The organism is Streptomyces sp. NPDC031132 (assembly GCF_055570595.1).
This window is the reverse complement of record NZ_JBVIGX010000031.1, coordinates 1-12,951: the sequence shown is the minus strand read 5'-3', so window position 1 is coordinate 12,951 and position 12,951 is coordinate 1. Positions and strand designations below refer to the sequence as shown.

Genomic DNA, 12,951 nt, shown 5'->3' with positions numbered 1-12,951 from the left:
GGCCGGCCGCCCGGCGCAACCGTCGCCGACGTGGCTCTCACGGCGGCGCTCCCGGCCGTCGATCCAGTTCTGGCCGTCATTGCGGCCAACGTCTGTGTCGAATACGTCAGTTCGAGCGCCGGTGTCGTTGATCGAACCCGTAGCGTGCGTGGCTGACGCCGCCCGGGCCCCGAAGGCGTAGCCCTGTCCGGGGGCCGTTCCACGACAGGAGACCCATGCGTAGCGCACTGCTCAAGCACGGGGTACGAGCGACGGCCGCAGCCGCGCTCGTCCTCGCCACCTCCCTCGGCGGTCCGGCCGTCGCCGACACGGCAGACAACGGCGACCCCCAGGGCCAGGCCGGTCTCGGCTCGCGTGCGCCGAGGCCGGTCGACGTGCGGATCACGGCGTCGGGGATCGAGGCGCCGGAGTCCGCGCAGGCGGGCCTGGTGTCCTTCCGCGTCAGGACCGACGACCCGAACGGGCACTTCCTGCAGGCCTTCCGGCCGCACTCCGGCGTGACGGTGGAGCAGGTGCTGGCCGACCTTGCCAAGGCCGTCAGCCACCAGCCCGTCCCCACCGTCGAGGGCATATCCGCGGTGCGCGACGAGGCGGACCTGTTCGGCGGGGCACAGGTCACCCCGTCGGTGTCCGAGACCTTCACCGCTCCGATCACCGCGGGCGAGCTCGTCCTGCTGGACTTCGGCGCCTTCCTCGCAGACCCGGCCCACCCGGTCACTCGCACGCTTGAGCTTCAGGGCCACAAGAGGTCAGGGAACCTGACGGACTTCGCCGACAGCCTGCTGATCGAACGGGATGCCTCGGACGGCCCCCGCTTCGACGTCCACGGCCTGGACCGGGCCGCGGACAGCATCCTGGTGCACAACTCCTCGAGCGAGCTGCACGAGATGGCGGTGCAGCCCGTCGCGCCCGGCACCACGGACGCCCAGATCCAGGCCGTCTTCGACCGCACCGCACCCGGTCCGCTGCCCTATACCGGTCGGCCCGTCGGCCTCGGCGTGCTCTCGCCCGGCCGCTCCGCGCTGCTGGAGACCCGGAACCTGCCGCCGGGCACGTACGTTCTCCTCTGCTTCGTCCCGGACGCCACGACCGGCCTCCCGCACGCGGTCAAGGGCATGCACAAGGTCGTCGTCCTGACCTGACACCCGACGCCCCGTCAATACGCGCGACCGCAGGGGACGCGGCGGTGCACGGTGCACCTCCCCCGCCCCCTGCGAGAGCCGGCCTACCGGTCCTGGGAGAGCCGCACGAGCTCGGCGAAGGAGCCCTGCAGCCGGACCAGTTCCTCGTACGTGCCCTGCTCCGTGATCCTCCCGGAGTCGAGCACGATGATCCGGTCGGCGAGACGGCAGTTCTCCATCCGGTGCGTGACGATCACCGTGATCCGGTCGTCCTTCATGTCCCGGAGCCCGGAGAACACCATGTGCTCTCCGCGGGGGTCCATCGCCGACGTGGGCTCGTCCATGACGAGGAGGGCGGGCCGCCTGTGGAAGGCCCTGCCGCACGCGAGGCGCTGCCACTGGCCGCCCGAGGGCTCGTGGCCACCCCACAGGGACCTCGCCAGCAGTGTGTCCAGGCCGTGCGGGAATTCCCGTACGGCCTCCTTCATGCCGACGGCGGCCAGCGCCTCCCAGACCGCGTCTTCACCGCGGGCGTCGGGCTGGCCGAGGGTGATGTTCTCGCGGGTCGAGAAGGGCCAGTACCCGTACGACTGGGTGACGAGCCCGACGTGGGTCCACGCCGAACGCTGGTCGGCATCCGAGGTCGGCACGCCGTCCCAGGACACGCTGCCCGCCGTCGGGGTCGTCAGCGCCGTCAGGAGCCGGATGAACGTGGACTTGCCTGCGCCGTTCTCCCCGATGAGGGCGACGACCTCCCCCCGGTTCAGGGTGAGGTCGACCGGTCCGAGCGCCGGGGTGTCCTTGCCCGGATACGTGTACGAGGCCCCCTCCATCCGAATCTTCTGGGGGGCGTCGAGCACCTGCGCCCCGCGCGGTACGGACTGCTCGGCCGACTGTGCGATGAAGGCCGCGTAGTCGCCGAGGTAGAGGGCGTGCTGGAACATCGCCGCGCCGTACACGACGAGTTGCGACAGGGCCGCGGTGGACGTCCGCATGGCGACGATGGCGGTGCCGGCCGCGCCCACGGCCAGGTAGCCGCCGATCACCAGGGCGCCGAGGGAGACCCAGGTCACGAGGATGAACAGACCGGACACGGCGGCCGCGGTCAGGTACACGGCCAGGTAGCGCGGGGCGGAGCTGACCATCTTGGAGTCGATCCGCTCGCAGACTGCGGCGTACCAGTGGTGCGCGTACGTCCGCATGCTGTTGCCGCGGAGCTCGTCGGCAAGCTTGGGGGTCGTGAGATGCCAGCGCATCATGTGGCGGATGTTGCGGGAGGCGACCGTCTCGTTGTGGAGGCGGTAGTCGAGGCGGGCAGCGAAGACGGAGCCGAGGCCCCGGGGGATCACCGACAGCAGCAGGAGCGGCAGGAGCAGCGGGTGCACCAGGGACAGCACCGACGCCACGGCGAGCATGTCGATGAGCCCGCCGGTGAAGCCGAGTGCGTCCTGAAGCAGCATGGAGGAGCGGGCCGATCCCGTTTCCGCCGCCTCGGAGCGCTCGGTGAAGTCGGGGGCGTCGTAGGCGGCCAGCTCGACGTCCATGTGGGCGTCGACCATGGCCAGGTCGGCGATCGTGGCCATGCCGGGGTTCAGGCGCCGGGCCGCACTGCCGGAGGCGATGGAAGCCAGCGCCCCCACGGCGGTCATGGCCGCTGCGGCGACCAGGGGCCACGTGGCGGCGGCGATGCGCTGCTCGGCGGTGCCGCCGGCGAGCAGGGGACCCATGGCCCTCGAGACCGCGGCGAGGGAGGCGGCCGTGCACACGCCGCCGAGCAGCTGGGCGCACACGAGCCAGAGGAACGCAGTTCGGTTCACCGCCCAGGCCAGCTTCGCGGTCTGCGCGAGGGCGGCGGGCACGCGGCGGGCCATCTGTGCGAGCGACAGCCGTTCCATCGTCTCGTTGTGCTGGCCCCAGGTGAACTTGAACTCCGGTGGCGCGGGCAGTGCGGTGTCCTTCGCCTTCTCGGCCTGCTGCTGCGTCATTCTGCGGCTCCTCCAACTCGGCTGTGAGGGAACCCGGTTCACCCGGTGCAGGACATGGCGGCGCAGCCCGCCGACCGAGGCCGGGGGAGGCGCCGCTGCGCTGTCCGGGGAACTGGAGGGAGTGAGTACACAGCAGTGCGCAGGCCGGAGCAGCCGGATCTGGCCGACCTGCTCACGCGGTCGGCTCCGCGCCGTTGGCTGATCGTTCCGGGCGTCGGCTGAGTTCCGGAGGTTCCTCGACAGGAGGTTTGGCTGGAACCGGTGGGTGGGAACGGGGGGCAGAGGAAATCGCTTGCCTGCCCCCCGATGCTGTGACGGGCACGTTCGCCGGGTCGTTGCGGACCCTCGGACGCTAGCGGCGGCTGTCGAGCCAGTCCTTGTAGCGGGTGGGGGCCAGGCGGGCGTCGGGGCCCGGGAGGAGAACGTCGCCCGAGACTGCCGCGAACATGCCCGCCTGCGCGTCGGTGACAACGGTGCGCTGCTCCTGCCGGGCGGACAGGGTGAGGCGGCCGAGGTCGTCCAGTGTGAAGACATCGGGGCCCGCGACTTCGATTGTGCCGTCCAGCGGCTCGGTGGTGGCCACGTCGGCCAGGGCCTCGACCACGTCGGCCGTCGCGACGGGCTGGACGGGAGTGGCGGGCAGCCGGACGGTGCGGTCGTCGGCGGTCCAGGACATGACCGCGTCCATGAACTCGAAGAACTGGGTGGCGCGCACGATCGAGTACGGGGTGGGGCCGGTACGCAGCAGGTCCTCCTGCAGCGTCTTCGCGCGGTAGTAGTCCAGCTGCGGCACCTGGTCGACTCCGACGATGGAGAGGATGACCTGATGGCGGACGCCCGCGCGCTCGCCCGCCGCCAGCAGGTTGCCCATGGTGATACGGAAGAAGTCCGGGGAGGCTTGGTCGAACGTGGGGGAGTTCGTCACGTTGACGACCGTGTCCGCGCCTTCGAGCGCCTGGTCGAGCCCCGCGCCGGTGAGCAGGTCGACCCCGCTCGACAGGGATGCGACGACCACCTCGTGCCCGGCCTCGCGGAGCCTGGAGACGAGCTGGGAGCCGATCAGTCCGGTGCCGCCGATGACTGTGGTCTTCATGGCCGTGCCCTTTCCGTGAGCCGAGTGCCGCGAGCGGTCGCGGCCCAAACTCGGATACATCTTGTCCGAGATGATACTCGGATATTCTGGGTCCGAGTCAAACGGGAGGGTGCATGAAGCTGTCCGGTGGAGTGGAGTGGGCGCTGCACTGCTGTGTGGTGCTGACCGCGGCGACCGAGCCGGTGCCGGCGGCCCGGCTGGCGCGACTGCACGACGTCTCGCCCAGCTACCTCGCCAAGCAGATGCAGGCCCTGTCCCGCGCGGGTCTCGTGACGTCCGTCCAGGGCAAGACGGGCGGGTACGCCCTGACCAGGGCCGCCTCCGAGATCACGGTGCTGGACGTGGTGCAGGCCGTCGACGGGGCGAGCCCGGCCTTCGTGTGCACCGAGATCCGCCAGCGGGGCCCGCTCGGGACCCCGCCCCAGGACTGCACGAAGCCGTGCGCCATCGCCCGTGTGATGGCCGCTGCCGATGCCGCCTGGCGGGCGTCGCTGCAGGGGGTCTCCATCGCCGACCTCGTGGGCTCGGTGGAGCGCGACAGCGGGCCCGGAGCGCTGCCGAGCATCGGGGCCTGGCTGAACCCGTCGAGCCCTTCCGAGGGCACCTGACAAGGCGGCGTGGACTTGATAGGCAAGCCGACACTTGCCTATGGTGGCCGTCATGGCGGAGGACGTCTTCAAGGCGTTGGCCGACCCCACCCGCCGGCGCATCCTCGATGAGCTGGTGGAACGGGACGGCCAGACCCTGTTCGAAATATGCGCACGGCTGGTGACCAAGCACGGTCTGGGGCTGTCCCGCCAGGCGATCAGCCAGCATCTGGCCGTACTGGAATCCGCGGGTCTGGTCGTCTCGCGGCGCCAGGGCCGCTACAAGTTCCACGATCTGAACACCGAACCCCTCGAGCGCATCGCGACCCGATGGCTCAGGCCCCGCACCCCGGAGGGCACCCCATGAAGATCCACCGGACCAGCGTCTTCGTCGACGACCAAGAGAAGGCCCTGCGCTTCTACACCGAGGTGCTCGGCTTCGTGAAGAAGCACGACGTCCCGCTCGGCGAGGACCGGTGGCTGACCGTGGTCTCGCCGGAGGCTCCCGACGGGACCGAACTGCTGCTGGAGCCCTCCGGCCATCCCGTGGTGAAGGCGTACAGGGACGGGCTGGCCAAGGACGGCATCCCGCTCGCAGCCTTCGCCGTGGACGACGTACCTGCGGAGTTCGACCGGCTGCGCGGGCTCGGCGTGCAGTTCACCCAGGAGCCGCTCGAGATGGGCGCGGTCACCACTGCAGTTTTGGACGACACCTGCGGCAACCTGATCCAGATCCTGCACAGCAAGTAGCGGGCGAGGCGCCCGGCGTGAACTGCCGCTCGTGCGTCGCCGGTCCTGCGCCGTATCGGCCGATCGGAGGAACGAGGCCCACGAACGCGTGACCTACCCTGGATCGGCAACGTGAGATCCGGGGGCCGAGCGCAAAAGGAAGAGCGCGTCCATGGGCATCATCTTCAGTTCCGTACGTCGTCGGCGGGCGGGATGCGCCGTGACGGGGGCCGTCCTCGGCCTTCTGGCAGCCGCCGGCACACCGGCGCTCGCCGCTACGGACGGCTCGGCGGGCCGGTCGTCGGCCAACTCCGGATCCGCCCAGGGTGCCACCCCGATCCCGCTGGGGATCTCCCGGCTGGCCCAGGGCTCGGGCCACAACGTCGCCATCACCATCGACGACGGCCCGGACCCCCGTTGGACCCCGCAGGTCCTGAAGGTGCTGAGGCAGAACCACGTCAAGGCCACCTTCTGCATGATCGGAACCCGCGCGCAGAAGTACCCCGCTCTGGTGCGCGAGATCGCCGCCGACGGTCACCAGCTGTGCGACCACTCCGTCGACCACGACGTGACGATGGACCACAAGCCCGTCGCCTACCAGCGGCAGCAGATCCTCGACGGCAAGGCCATGATCGAGAAGGCCGTGCCGGGTGTCGCGGTGAACTACTACCGCGCGCCGGGCGGCGCCTTCACCCCCGACAGCCGTGCGATAGCCACCGCGAGCGGGATGCGGCCGCTGGGCTGGAGCGTGGACCCCAAGGACTGGAGCCGGCCGGGCCTGCCTGCAATCGTCGCCGCGCTGGAGGGCAAGCTGCCCCGGCAGCCGACCGTCCTGTTCCACGACGGCGGCGGCGACCGCAGCGAGACGGTCGCCGCGCTCAAGGAGTACCTGCCCTGGCTCACCGCGCGGGGCTACACCTTCACCTTCCCGGCCCGTACCACCCCGTAAGGGCTCCCTCGGGGTCCGGCGCCCGGGGGCCCCGTCCACCGCGGCCGAACCGCTACTCCTCCCGTACGTGGGGCTCCCGTACGTACACCCCCGCGCGCGCGGCCACCGCCGCGGCCGTGGCGCAGCGATCGGCAGCGGCCTCGTCGAGGGGCAGGGCAGTGGTCAGCAGGCGGTGGTAGAGCGGGGCGGACGCCGCGCGGATCACCTCGTGCGGGTCGGTCGCCTCGGGCACCTCGCCGCGAGCGGCGGCCTGTTCGACGCACGGCGCCCATTCCTCGACGCGGGCCGTGTAGAAGCCGTACAGAGCCTCCGCCGCCTTCGGGTCGCAGGTGCCGGCCGCGATCACCGCCTTGAACAGGGCTCCCTGCCGGGGGTCGGCCAGCGTCCGCTGCACCAGACGGGTGTTGGCCCTCAGGTCCCCGAGCAGCGAGCCCGTCTCCGTGCGCGGTACGGACTGCTGCGCCATGTCCAGCAGCAGGTCGGTCACGAGAGCGGCGACCGTGCCCCAGCGGCGGTAGACCGTCGTCTTCCCGACCTCCGCGCGGCGCGCGATGTCGGTCAGGTCCAGATGGGCGAAGCCCTGCTCGGCCAGGACGTCTTCGGCGGCACGCAGCACCGCCGCCCGCACCCGTGCCGTACGCCCTCCGGGCCGGGTGGTCCCCGGGTCGGCCTCGGCTTCCGCGAACTCCATAACGGGACTCCTGTTCCATTAACTGTCCAGCCTTGTTAGGCTGAGGCCATCTTAACGGAACCACAGCCCCATTAGCTGGGTGTGTGAGAGGGGATTCGTCATGGAGTACAGGCGACTGGGTGCGTCCGGGCTTCAGGTACCCGCGCTCAGCTTCGGCGCCGGAACCTTCGGCGGACAGGGGCCGCTCTTCGGAGCCTGGGGCGATACCGGTGTGGAAGAGGCGCGCCGCCTCGTGGACATCTGCATCGACGCGGGGATCACCATGTTCGACACCGCCGACGTCTACTCCGACGGCGCGTCGGAGGAGGTGCTGGGGGCCGCCCTCAAGGGGCGCCGGGACCAGGTGCTCATCTCCACCAAGGCCGGCCTGCCCACGGGCGACGGTCCCGGCGACGCCGGCACCTCGCGGTCCCGCCTGATCACGTCCGTCGACAGCGCCCTGCGCCGCCTCGACACCGACCACATCGACCTCTTCCAGCTGCACGCCTACGACGCCGGCACCCCCGTGGAGGAGGTGCTGTCCACCCTGGACGACCTGGTCCGGGCCGGGAAGATCCGTCATCTCGGCGTCTCCAACTTCTCCGGCTGGCAGGCGATGAAATCCCTCGCCACCGCCGACCGCCGCGGACGGGAGCGCTACGTAGCCCACCAGGTCTACTACTCCCTCATCGGGCGCGACTACGAATGGGAGCTGATGCCGCTCGGCCTCGACCAGGGGCTGGGTGCGATCGTCTGGAGCCCGCTCGGCTGGGGCCGGCTCACCGGCAAGATCCGCCGGGGCCGGCCGCTGCCCGCCGGCAGCAGGCTGCACGACACCGCCGACTACGGCCCGCCGGTGGAGGACGAGTACCTCTACCGCGTGGTCGACGCCCTGGACGAGATCGCGGAGGAAACCGGGAAGGCGATCCCGCAGATCGCCCTCCGGTGGCTGTTGCAGCGGCCGACCGTCTCCTCCGTCATCGTCGGTGCCCGCAACGAGGAACAGCTGCGCCAGAACCTCGGAGCCGTGGGCTGGACGCTCACCCCCGAACAGATGGCCAGGCTCGACGCGGCGAGCAGCCGGACGGCCCCGTACCCCTACTTCCCGTACCACCGACAGGAGGGCTTCGCCCGGCTCAACCCGCCGGTCGTCTAGTGACGTGAGTCAGAGATTTTCTGGTAGATCGCCGGGCCCTCCGGTCGCGGCGGGCCTCCTTGCCAGCATGCAAGGTTCGCTTGGTTCGAACGTTCTATCTAGAAGAGAACTTCCGACTCAGGTCACTAGGGGGTGTCTTGCCGATCAGGCCGGATCAGGGAGCGGCGTCCGGTGCGTGCGATCGCAAGGCCGAGGAGGGAGTCGACGCGGAGCGGCGAGTGACGAGAACGCGGCGAGCGCGCGTTGCCGGACGCCGCGAGCCCGGCCTGATCGGCAAGACGCCCCTAGGCCGCACGGCTCGAACGATTCAGTTGACGATGGGGCCGGAGGGCGGATCGACGCCGACCCAGACGCCGTAGTCGAAGTCGTCGGGGATGCCGCTGGAGGTGCCGGTGTCGCCGCCCGTGGACCCTCCGGTGCCGCCGCCCGTGGGGGGCTCGGTGTCTCCGCCCCCGGCCGCTCCGGTGCTGCCACCCTTCGGCGGCTCGGTGTCGCCACCGGTCGCGCCGCCGCCGGCAGGGACCTTCGTCAGGATGCCGCCGCTCTTGGAGATCTTCGAGAGCTTGGAGTACTTGAGGAGCTTCAGCGCGCCGGGGTCGTCGCCGTCGGCGGTGAGGTGTGCGGGTGCGGCGCCGGGGGCGGCGAAGGCGGTGCTGCTCAGCGAGACGCCTCCGGCGGCCAGAGCGGTGGCGACCATGAGGGCGGGAACGATGCGTCGGGTCCTGGTGACGGCCATGGGAGAGGGTCCTTACGGGGTCGAGGGGGCCGGGTTGCGGACGAGGCGAGGATGCTGTCTGCATCTGCGTGCCGTCGTCCGTGGTTCCATTGCGCCCCGGCCGGGCGCCGCGGTCACCCCACGGAAAGTCGGGGCTTGACAATCCGACGCCCAGGACGGCTCAGCCACCGTGGCCGGCGGACCCTTCGGCAGCCGGTCCGGATCGCGCGCGGGCATCGCGCCACACGGCCCAGAGGACCGGCCCGCCGTCCGGCAACCGGATCTCACCCGTCACGCGGAAGCCCAACCGCTCGTAGAGGCGGATGCCGGACTCCACTCCAGGTAGGCGGCAGTGCGGTGCGTCCGGATGGGCCTCGTGCAGGGTGTTCTGGACGTCTGCGGCCCGCGAAACGCCCCTGGCACCGAACACGCGCACAGAACGCGGCATCGCCGCCAGCTCCTGCACCGCGGAGGTCTTCCAGCGCTCCGGCCCCGACCACAGGGCGGCCGCCAGCAGCCGGCCCCCGCCGGTCGCGGCCACCCGGACACCGCCCGCACGCGGCCGCTGCCGGCGCTGGGCCAGCTTGAAGTAGAGGGCCATCCTGCGGCCCCGGTCGGCGACGTCGGGGATCATCCAGGCCATGACCGAGTCGTCGGCGAAGGCGCGGGCCAGGAGCGCGGCGATCTCGCCGGATTCCGACGGTCGCGCGCACCGGATGCCGAACCCGGCGGCGGCCAGCGCTGTACCCGCGTTCATGGGAGGTCAGGGCTTCGGGCCGATCTCGAACTCGGGCGGTTCGAGGCTGTTCAGGCATCCGGTCTTCGGTGCGGCCGGGTTGTCGAAGAAGGAGACGGCGATCTCCTGGGCGCACTTCGAGGTCGCGAACACCACGTGCGGCTCGTAGGGGACCGTGACGACCTTGGCCTTGCCCAGCGTACGGGCGACGTAGGGACCGTTGTCCGCCCCGGTCTGGGCGTCGAACGCACCGGACAGGGCGAGGGTGGGGATGTCGCCGCTCGTGACGTCCCGGATCGAGCGCGGTGCCGCGGGGATGTTCCAGACGTCGCAGTCCGGACGGAGGAAGGTGAGCAGCGGGGCCTGGGCCTGCACCGAGCCGGGGAAGGCCGGGAACGCTGCCTGTCCGCCCTTCAGCGCCTGCTCCTGGGTCTCGTACGGTGTCCACTCGCTGCAGAAGACGCCGTAGGCCAGGCCGTGCGAAGTCACTCCGATGCCCTTGGGGTTGGTCTTCCAGGCCGCCCACTGCTGGGCGATCCGCTGGGGGTTGCCGTGCGCCAGCTCATCGAGGGAGCGGGGTACGGCCTCCGCCGTGTGCGTGGCGGAGACCAGCCAGTTCACCAGCATTCCGCCGTCCAGTACGACCTTCACCGGCTTGTCGCTGCCGGGGGGCGTGACGGTGGTGGTGACGGGCTTGGCGTCGAGGTCGCGGACGAGCTTCTCGAAGGTGGCCGGCAGGTTCGGATAGCGCTTGTTGCACGCGGGCTGGTCCGCGCAGGCCTTGAACAGACCGTCGAAGCCCTGCTTGGCGCTGCTCCAAGTCGAGGCCGACCCGCCCTTGGAGGGCGGCAGGATGCCGTCGAGGCCGACCGAGCGGAGCCCTTCGGGGTGAAGGCGCATGGAGACCAGCGCCAGGTTGGTGCCGTAGGAGATGCCGTACAGGTTCCACTTCTCGATGCCCAGCGCCTTGCGCAGGTCGTCGTAGTCGGCGGCGCTCTCCGTGTCGTTGTAGGCGCTGAGGTCGATACCGCTGCGCACCAGTTTGTCGCGGCAGGCCTTCGTGGCCTCGAGGTGCAGGCGTTCGGTGGACGGCGCGTCGTAGGCGAGGCCGACCGCGCGTGCGTTGAACTCGTCGATGTTGGGGCACAGGGCATCGGGATCGGCCGAGTACGTGCCGCGCTGGGACATGAGGATCACGTCACGGTCGCGGTTCAGGCCGCCGTCGACCGCCAGCTTCGCCTCCCCGACCGCGTCGTCCCCGGGTCCGCCCGCGAGCCACACGATGGGGTCGGGTTTCGGTGTGGCGGACAGGGCGGGCACGATCGCGACACCGAGTTTGATCGTCATACCGGTCGGTTCGGCGCGGTTCTCGGGCACGGTGAGGGTCCCGCAGCGGGCCCCCTTGAGCGCCTCGATCGGTTCCGGCGTCTTGGGGCAGGGGCCCGGTTCGTAGCTGGCGTCGCCCACCGTGCGGGCGGTCGTGCCGATCGGCGCTTGCGGGCTGGGGCTGGCTTCGGTGCGGGACTGCGCCTGAGCGGGCGTTGCCAGCAGACCGGTGACGAGCAGACCGGTCGCTATGCCGGCCGACGTGGCCTGCAGTCGTCGCACGGTGCGCCGACGACGGGGCGCGTACTGGAGCGTCATCTGCCCTCCCGGTCATTTCGGGATGATGGTGAACGGTGCGGGCTCGAGGCCTTCCACGCACGAGGTGTCGGGAGCGGTCGGGCGAGCGAAGAACGACGCCAGCACGCGCTGCGCGCACGGCGACTGCGGAACCACCCAGTGGCCGATTCCGGGAACCAGTACGGAGGTCGAACGGGACAGGTTGTCGGCCACGCCCTTGGCCCAACTCGCCCCGGTCTTCACGTCGAACGTGCCCGAGACGACGAGCGCCGGCACCGAGCTGATCGTGGGCACCCGCTGGATCTTCGCGCGGTCCGGAACGTTCCACACCCCGCACACCGGGTACTGGAAGGGCAGCTGCGGCGCCTGGGCCAGGACCGTGTCCGGCCAGCCGGGGAAGGACTTCTGCCCCGCCTTCAGCACGTCGGCTTCCGAGTGGCCCGGAGCCCACTCGCTGCACGCGATCGAGTTCGTCAGGCCGTGCGCGAATTCGCCGGTCTTCTGGACCGAGCCGGCCGCGCGGGCCTGCGCGAAGCGCTCCGGGTTGCCGCGGCTGAGCTCGTCGAGCGCCGCCGGGATGTCCTTGGGTCGGGGGGTGAAGGCGACGATCAGGTTCAGCAGGGCGCCGCCGTCGAGGACGGTCTTGACCGGCTTCCCGCCCTCAGGCGGCGTGACGTTCAGCGTCAGGGGGTCGGCCTCCAGCTTGCGCACCTGCTCCGTCAGCAGGCCGGGGAGGTCCGGGTACCGGTTCTTGCAGGCGGGCTGCGCCGCGCACGCGTCGAAGATGTTGTGGATTCCCTCGGCGGTGCTGCCCCATGTCCACGGCAGGGTCACGTACTGGGAAGGTGCGACCGAGTCGATCGCCACCGCGCGGATGCCCTCGGGGTGCAGGCGCAGGTACGTGAGGGCCAGGTTGGTGCCGTAGGAGTACCCGTAGACGTTCCACCGGGGAATGGCCAGCGCCTTGCGCAGGTCGGCGAAGTCCGCTGCGTTCTCCGTGGAGTTGTAGGCGCTCAGGTCGACGCCGTCGGCCGTCAGGCGGGCCCGGCAGTCCTTCACCGCCTTCAGCATGATGTCTTCCGCCTGCTGCGAGTCGTACCCCAGGCCCACGGCCTGCTCGTTGAACCGGTCGACCTCCGGGCAGGCGAGGTTCGGCCGGTCGTAGAGATTGCCGCGCTGGGCCATGACGATCAGTTCGCGGTCCTTGTTCAGGCCGGAGTCGACGAGGAAGGGAATGTCGTCGAACGTGTCGGCGCCGGGACCGCCCGCCATGAACACCACCGGGTCCGCGGCGGGCTTGGCCGCCGCGGCCGGAATCCTCGCCACGGCCAGCTTGATGGTCCGGCCGCCGGGGCGCGCGCGGTTCTCGGGGACCTCCAGGAAACCGCACCGCGCCTTGCTCAGCGCTTCGACGGGCTCGGGCGTCTTCGGACAGGGGCCGGGCACGAACCGGGGGGGGGGGGGGGGGGGGGGGGGGGGGGGGGGGGGGGGTGCGGGGGGGGGGGGGGGGGGGGGGGGGGGGGGGGGGGGGGGGGGGGGGGGGGGGGGGGGGGGGGGGGGGGGGGGGGGGGGGGGGGGGGGGGGGGG

Annotated in this window: 13 protein-coding genes; 6 read left to right on the top strand and 7 right to left on the bottom strand. The window is 71.2% G+C overall.

Going from position 1 to position 12,951, the window contains the following annotated elements:
• The first annotated feature begins 215 nt into the window (after positions 1–215).
• Positions 216–1,142, top strand: a complete 927-nt coding sequence (locus ACZ49B_RS31195) for a hypothetical protein (RefSeq protein WP_468312301.1) — start codon at positions 216–218, stop codon at positions 1,140–1,142.
• An 83-nt stretch (positions 1,143–1,225) separates the two neighbouring features.
• Here ACZ49B_RS31195 and ACZ49B_RS31190 read toward each other — a convergent pair whose 3' ends face one another.
• Together ACZ49B_RS31190 and ACZ49B_RS31185 are read right to left on the bottom strand one after the other, a co-directional pair.
• A complete protein-coding gene (locus ACZ49B_RS31190) occupies positions 1,226–3,106 on the bottom strand; it encodes an ATP-binding cassette domain-containing protein (RefSeq protein ID WP_468312298.1) in 1,881 nt (626 codons plus the stop codon).
• A gap of 352 nt (positions 3,107–3,458) precedes the next feature.
• Positions 3,459–4,199, bottom strand: a complete 741-nt coding sequence (locus ACZ49B_RS31185) for an SDR family oxidoreductase (RefSeq protein ID WP_468312295.1) — start codon at positions 4,197–4,199, stop codon at positions 3,459–3,461.
• Between the two features lie 113 nt (positions 4,200–4,312).
• On the opposite strand from ACZ49B_RS31185, the gene ACZ49B_RS31180 reads away from it, so the two are divergent.
• The 4 genes from ACZ49B_RS31180 to ACZ49B_RS31165 all read left to right on the top strand — a co-directional run bounded on the left by ACZ49B_RS31180 (position 4,313) and on the right by ACZ49B_RS31165 (position 6,464).
• Complete coding sequence (locus ACZ49B_RS31180; RefSeq protein ID WP_468312292.1) at positions 4,313–4,807, top strand: RrF2 family transcriptional regulator; 495 nt, start codon at positions 4,313–4,315, stop codon at positions 4,805–4,807.
• Positions 4,808–4,859: 52 nt separating this feature from the next.
• Positions 4,860–5,153: an ArsR/SmtB family transcription factor gene (locus tag ACZ49B_RS31175; RefSeq protein ID WP_468312289.1), complete on the top strand. Its 294-nt coding sequence runs from the start codon at positions 4,860–4,862 to the stop codon at positions 5,151–5,153.
• Entirely contained in the window at positions 5,150–5,536 is a 387-nt protein-coding gene (locus tag ACZ49B_RS31170; protein ID WP_468312286.1) for a VOC family protein, read from the top strand. The genes ACZ49B_RS31175 and ACZ49B_RS31170 overlap by 4 nt, the downstream gene beginning before the upstream one ends.
• A 151-nt stretch (positions 5,537–5,687) precedes the next feature.
• Positions 5,688–6,464 (top strand): polysaccharide deacetylase family protein, encoded by a 777-nt coding sequence (locus ACZ49B_RS31165; RefSeq protein ID WP_468312284.1) that lies wholly within the window; start codon positions 5,688–5,690, stop codon positions 6,462–6,464.
• A gap of 52 nt (positions 6,465–6,516) precedes the next feature.
• Here the strand turns inward: ACZ49B_RS31165 and ACZ49B_RS31160 are convergent, their stop codons facing one another.
• A complete protein-coding gene (locus ACZ49B_RS31160; RefSeq protein WP_468312281.1) occupies positions 6,517–7,155 on the bottom strand; it encodes a TetR/AcrR family transcriptional regulator in 639 nt (212 codons plus the stop codon).
• 100 nt (positions 7,156–7,255) lie between these two features.
• Here ACZ49B_RS31160 and ACZ49B_RS31155 point away from each other — a divergent pair, with 100 nt between their 5' ends.
• A complete protein-coding gene (locus tag ACZ49B_RS31155; protein WP_468312278.1) occupies positions 7,256–8,290 on the top strand; it encodes an aldo/keto reductase in 1,035 nt (344 codons plus the stop codon).
• Positions 8,291–8,597: 307 nt separating this feature from the next.
• On the opposite strand, the gene ACZ49B_RS31150 is transcribed toward ACZ49B_RS31155, so the two are convergent.
• The 4 genes from ACZ49B_RS31150 to ACZ49B_RS31135 form a co-directional block, all read right to left on the bottom strand.
• On the bottom strand, positions 8,598–9,026 hold the full coding sequence (locus ACZ49B_RS31150; RefSeq protein WP_468312275.1) for a hypothetical protein: 429 nt from the start codon (positions 9,024–9,026) through the stop codon (positions 8,598–8,600).
• Positions 9,027–9,186: 160 nt separating this feature from the next.
• Entirely contained in the window at positions 9,187–9,762 is a 576-nt protein-coding gene (locus ACZ49B_RS31145; RefSeq protein ID WP_468312272.1) for a hypothetical protein, read from the bottom strand.
• 6 nt (positions 9,763–9,768) lie between these two features.
• Positions 9,769–11,385, bottom strand: a complete 1,617-nt coding sequence (locus ACZ49B_RS31140; protein ID WP_468312269.1) for an alpha/beta fold hydrolase — start codon at positions 11,383–11,385, stop codon at positions 9,769–9,771.
• A gap of 12 nt (positions 11,386–11,397) precedes the next feature.
• The gene (locus ACZ49B_RS31135; RefSeq protein ID WP_468312266.1) at positions 11,398–12,810 is read right to left on the bottom strand and encodes an alpha/beta hydrolase; all 1,413 of its coding nucleotides are present in this window, start codon (positions 12,808–12,810) and stop codon (positions 11,398–11,400) included.
• Positions 12,811–12,951 lie beyond the last annotated feature (141 nt).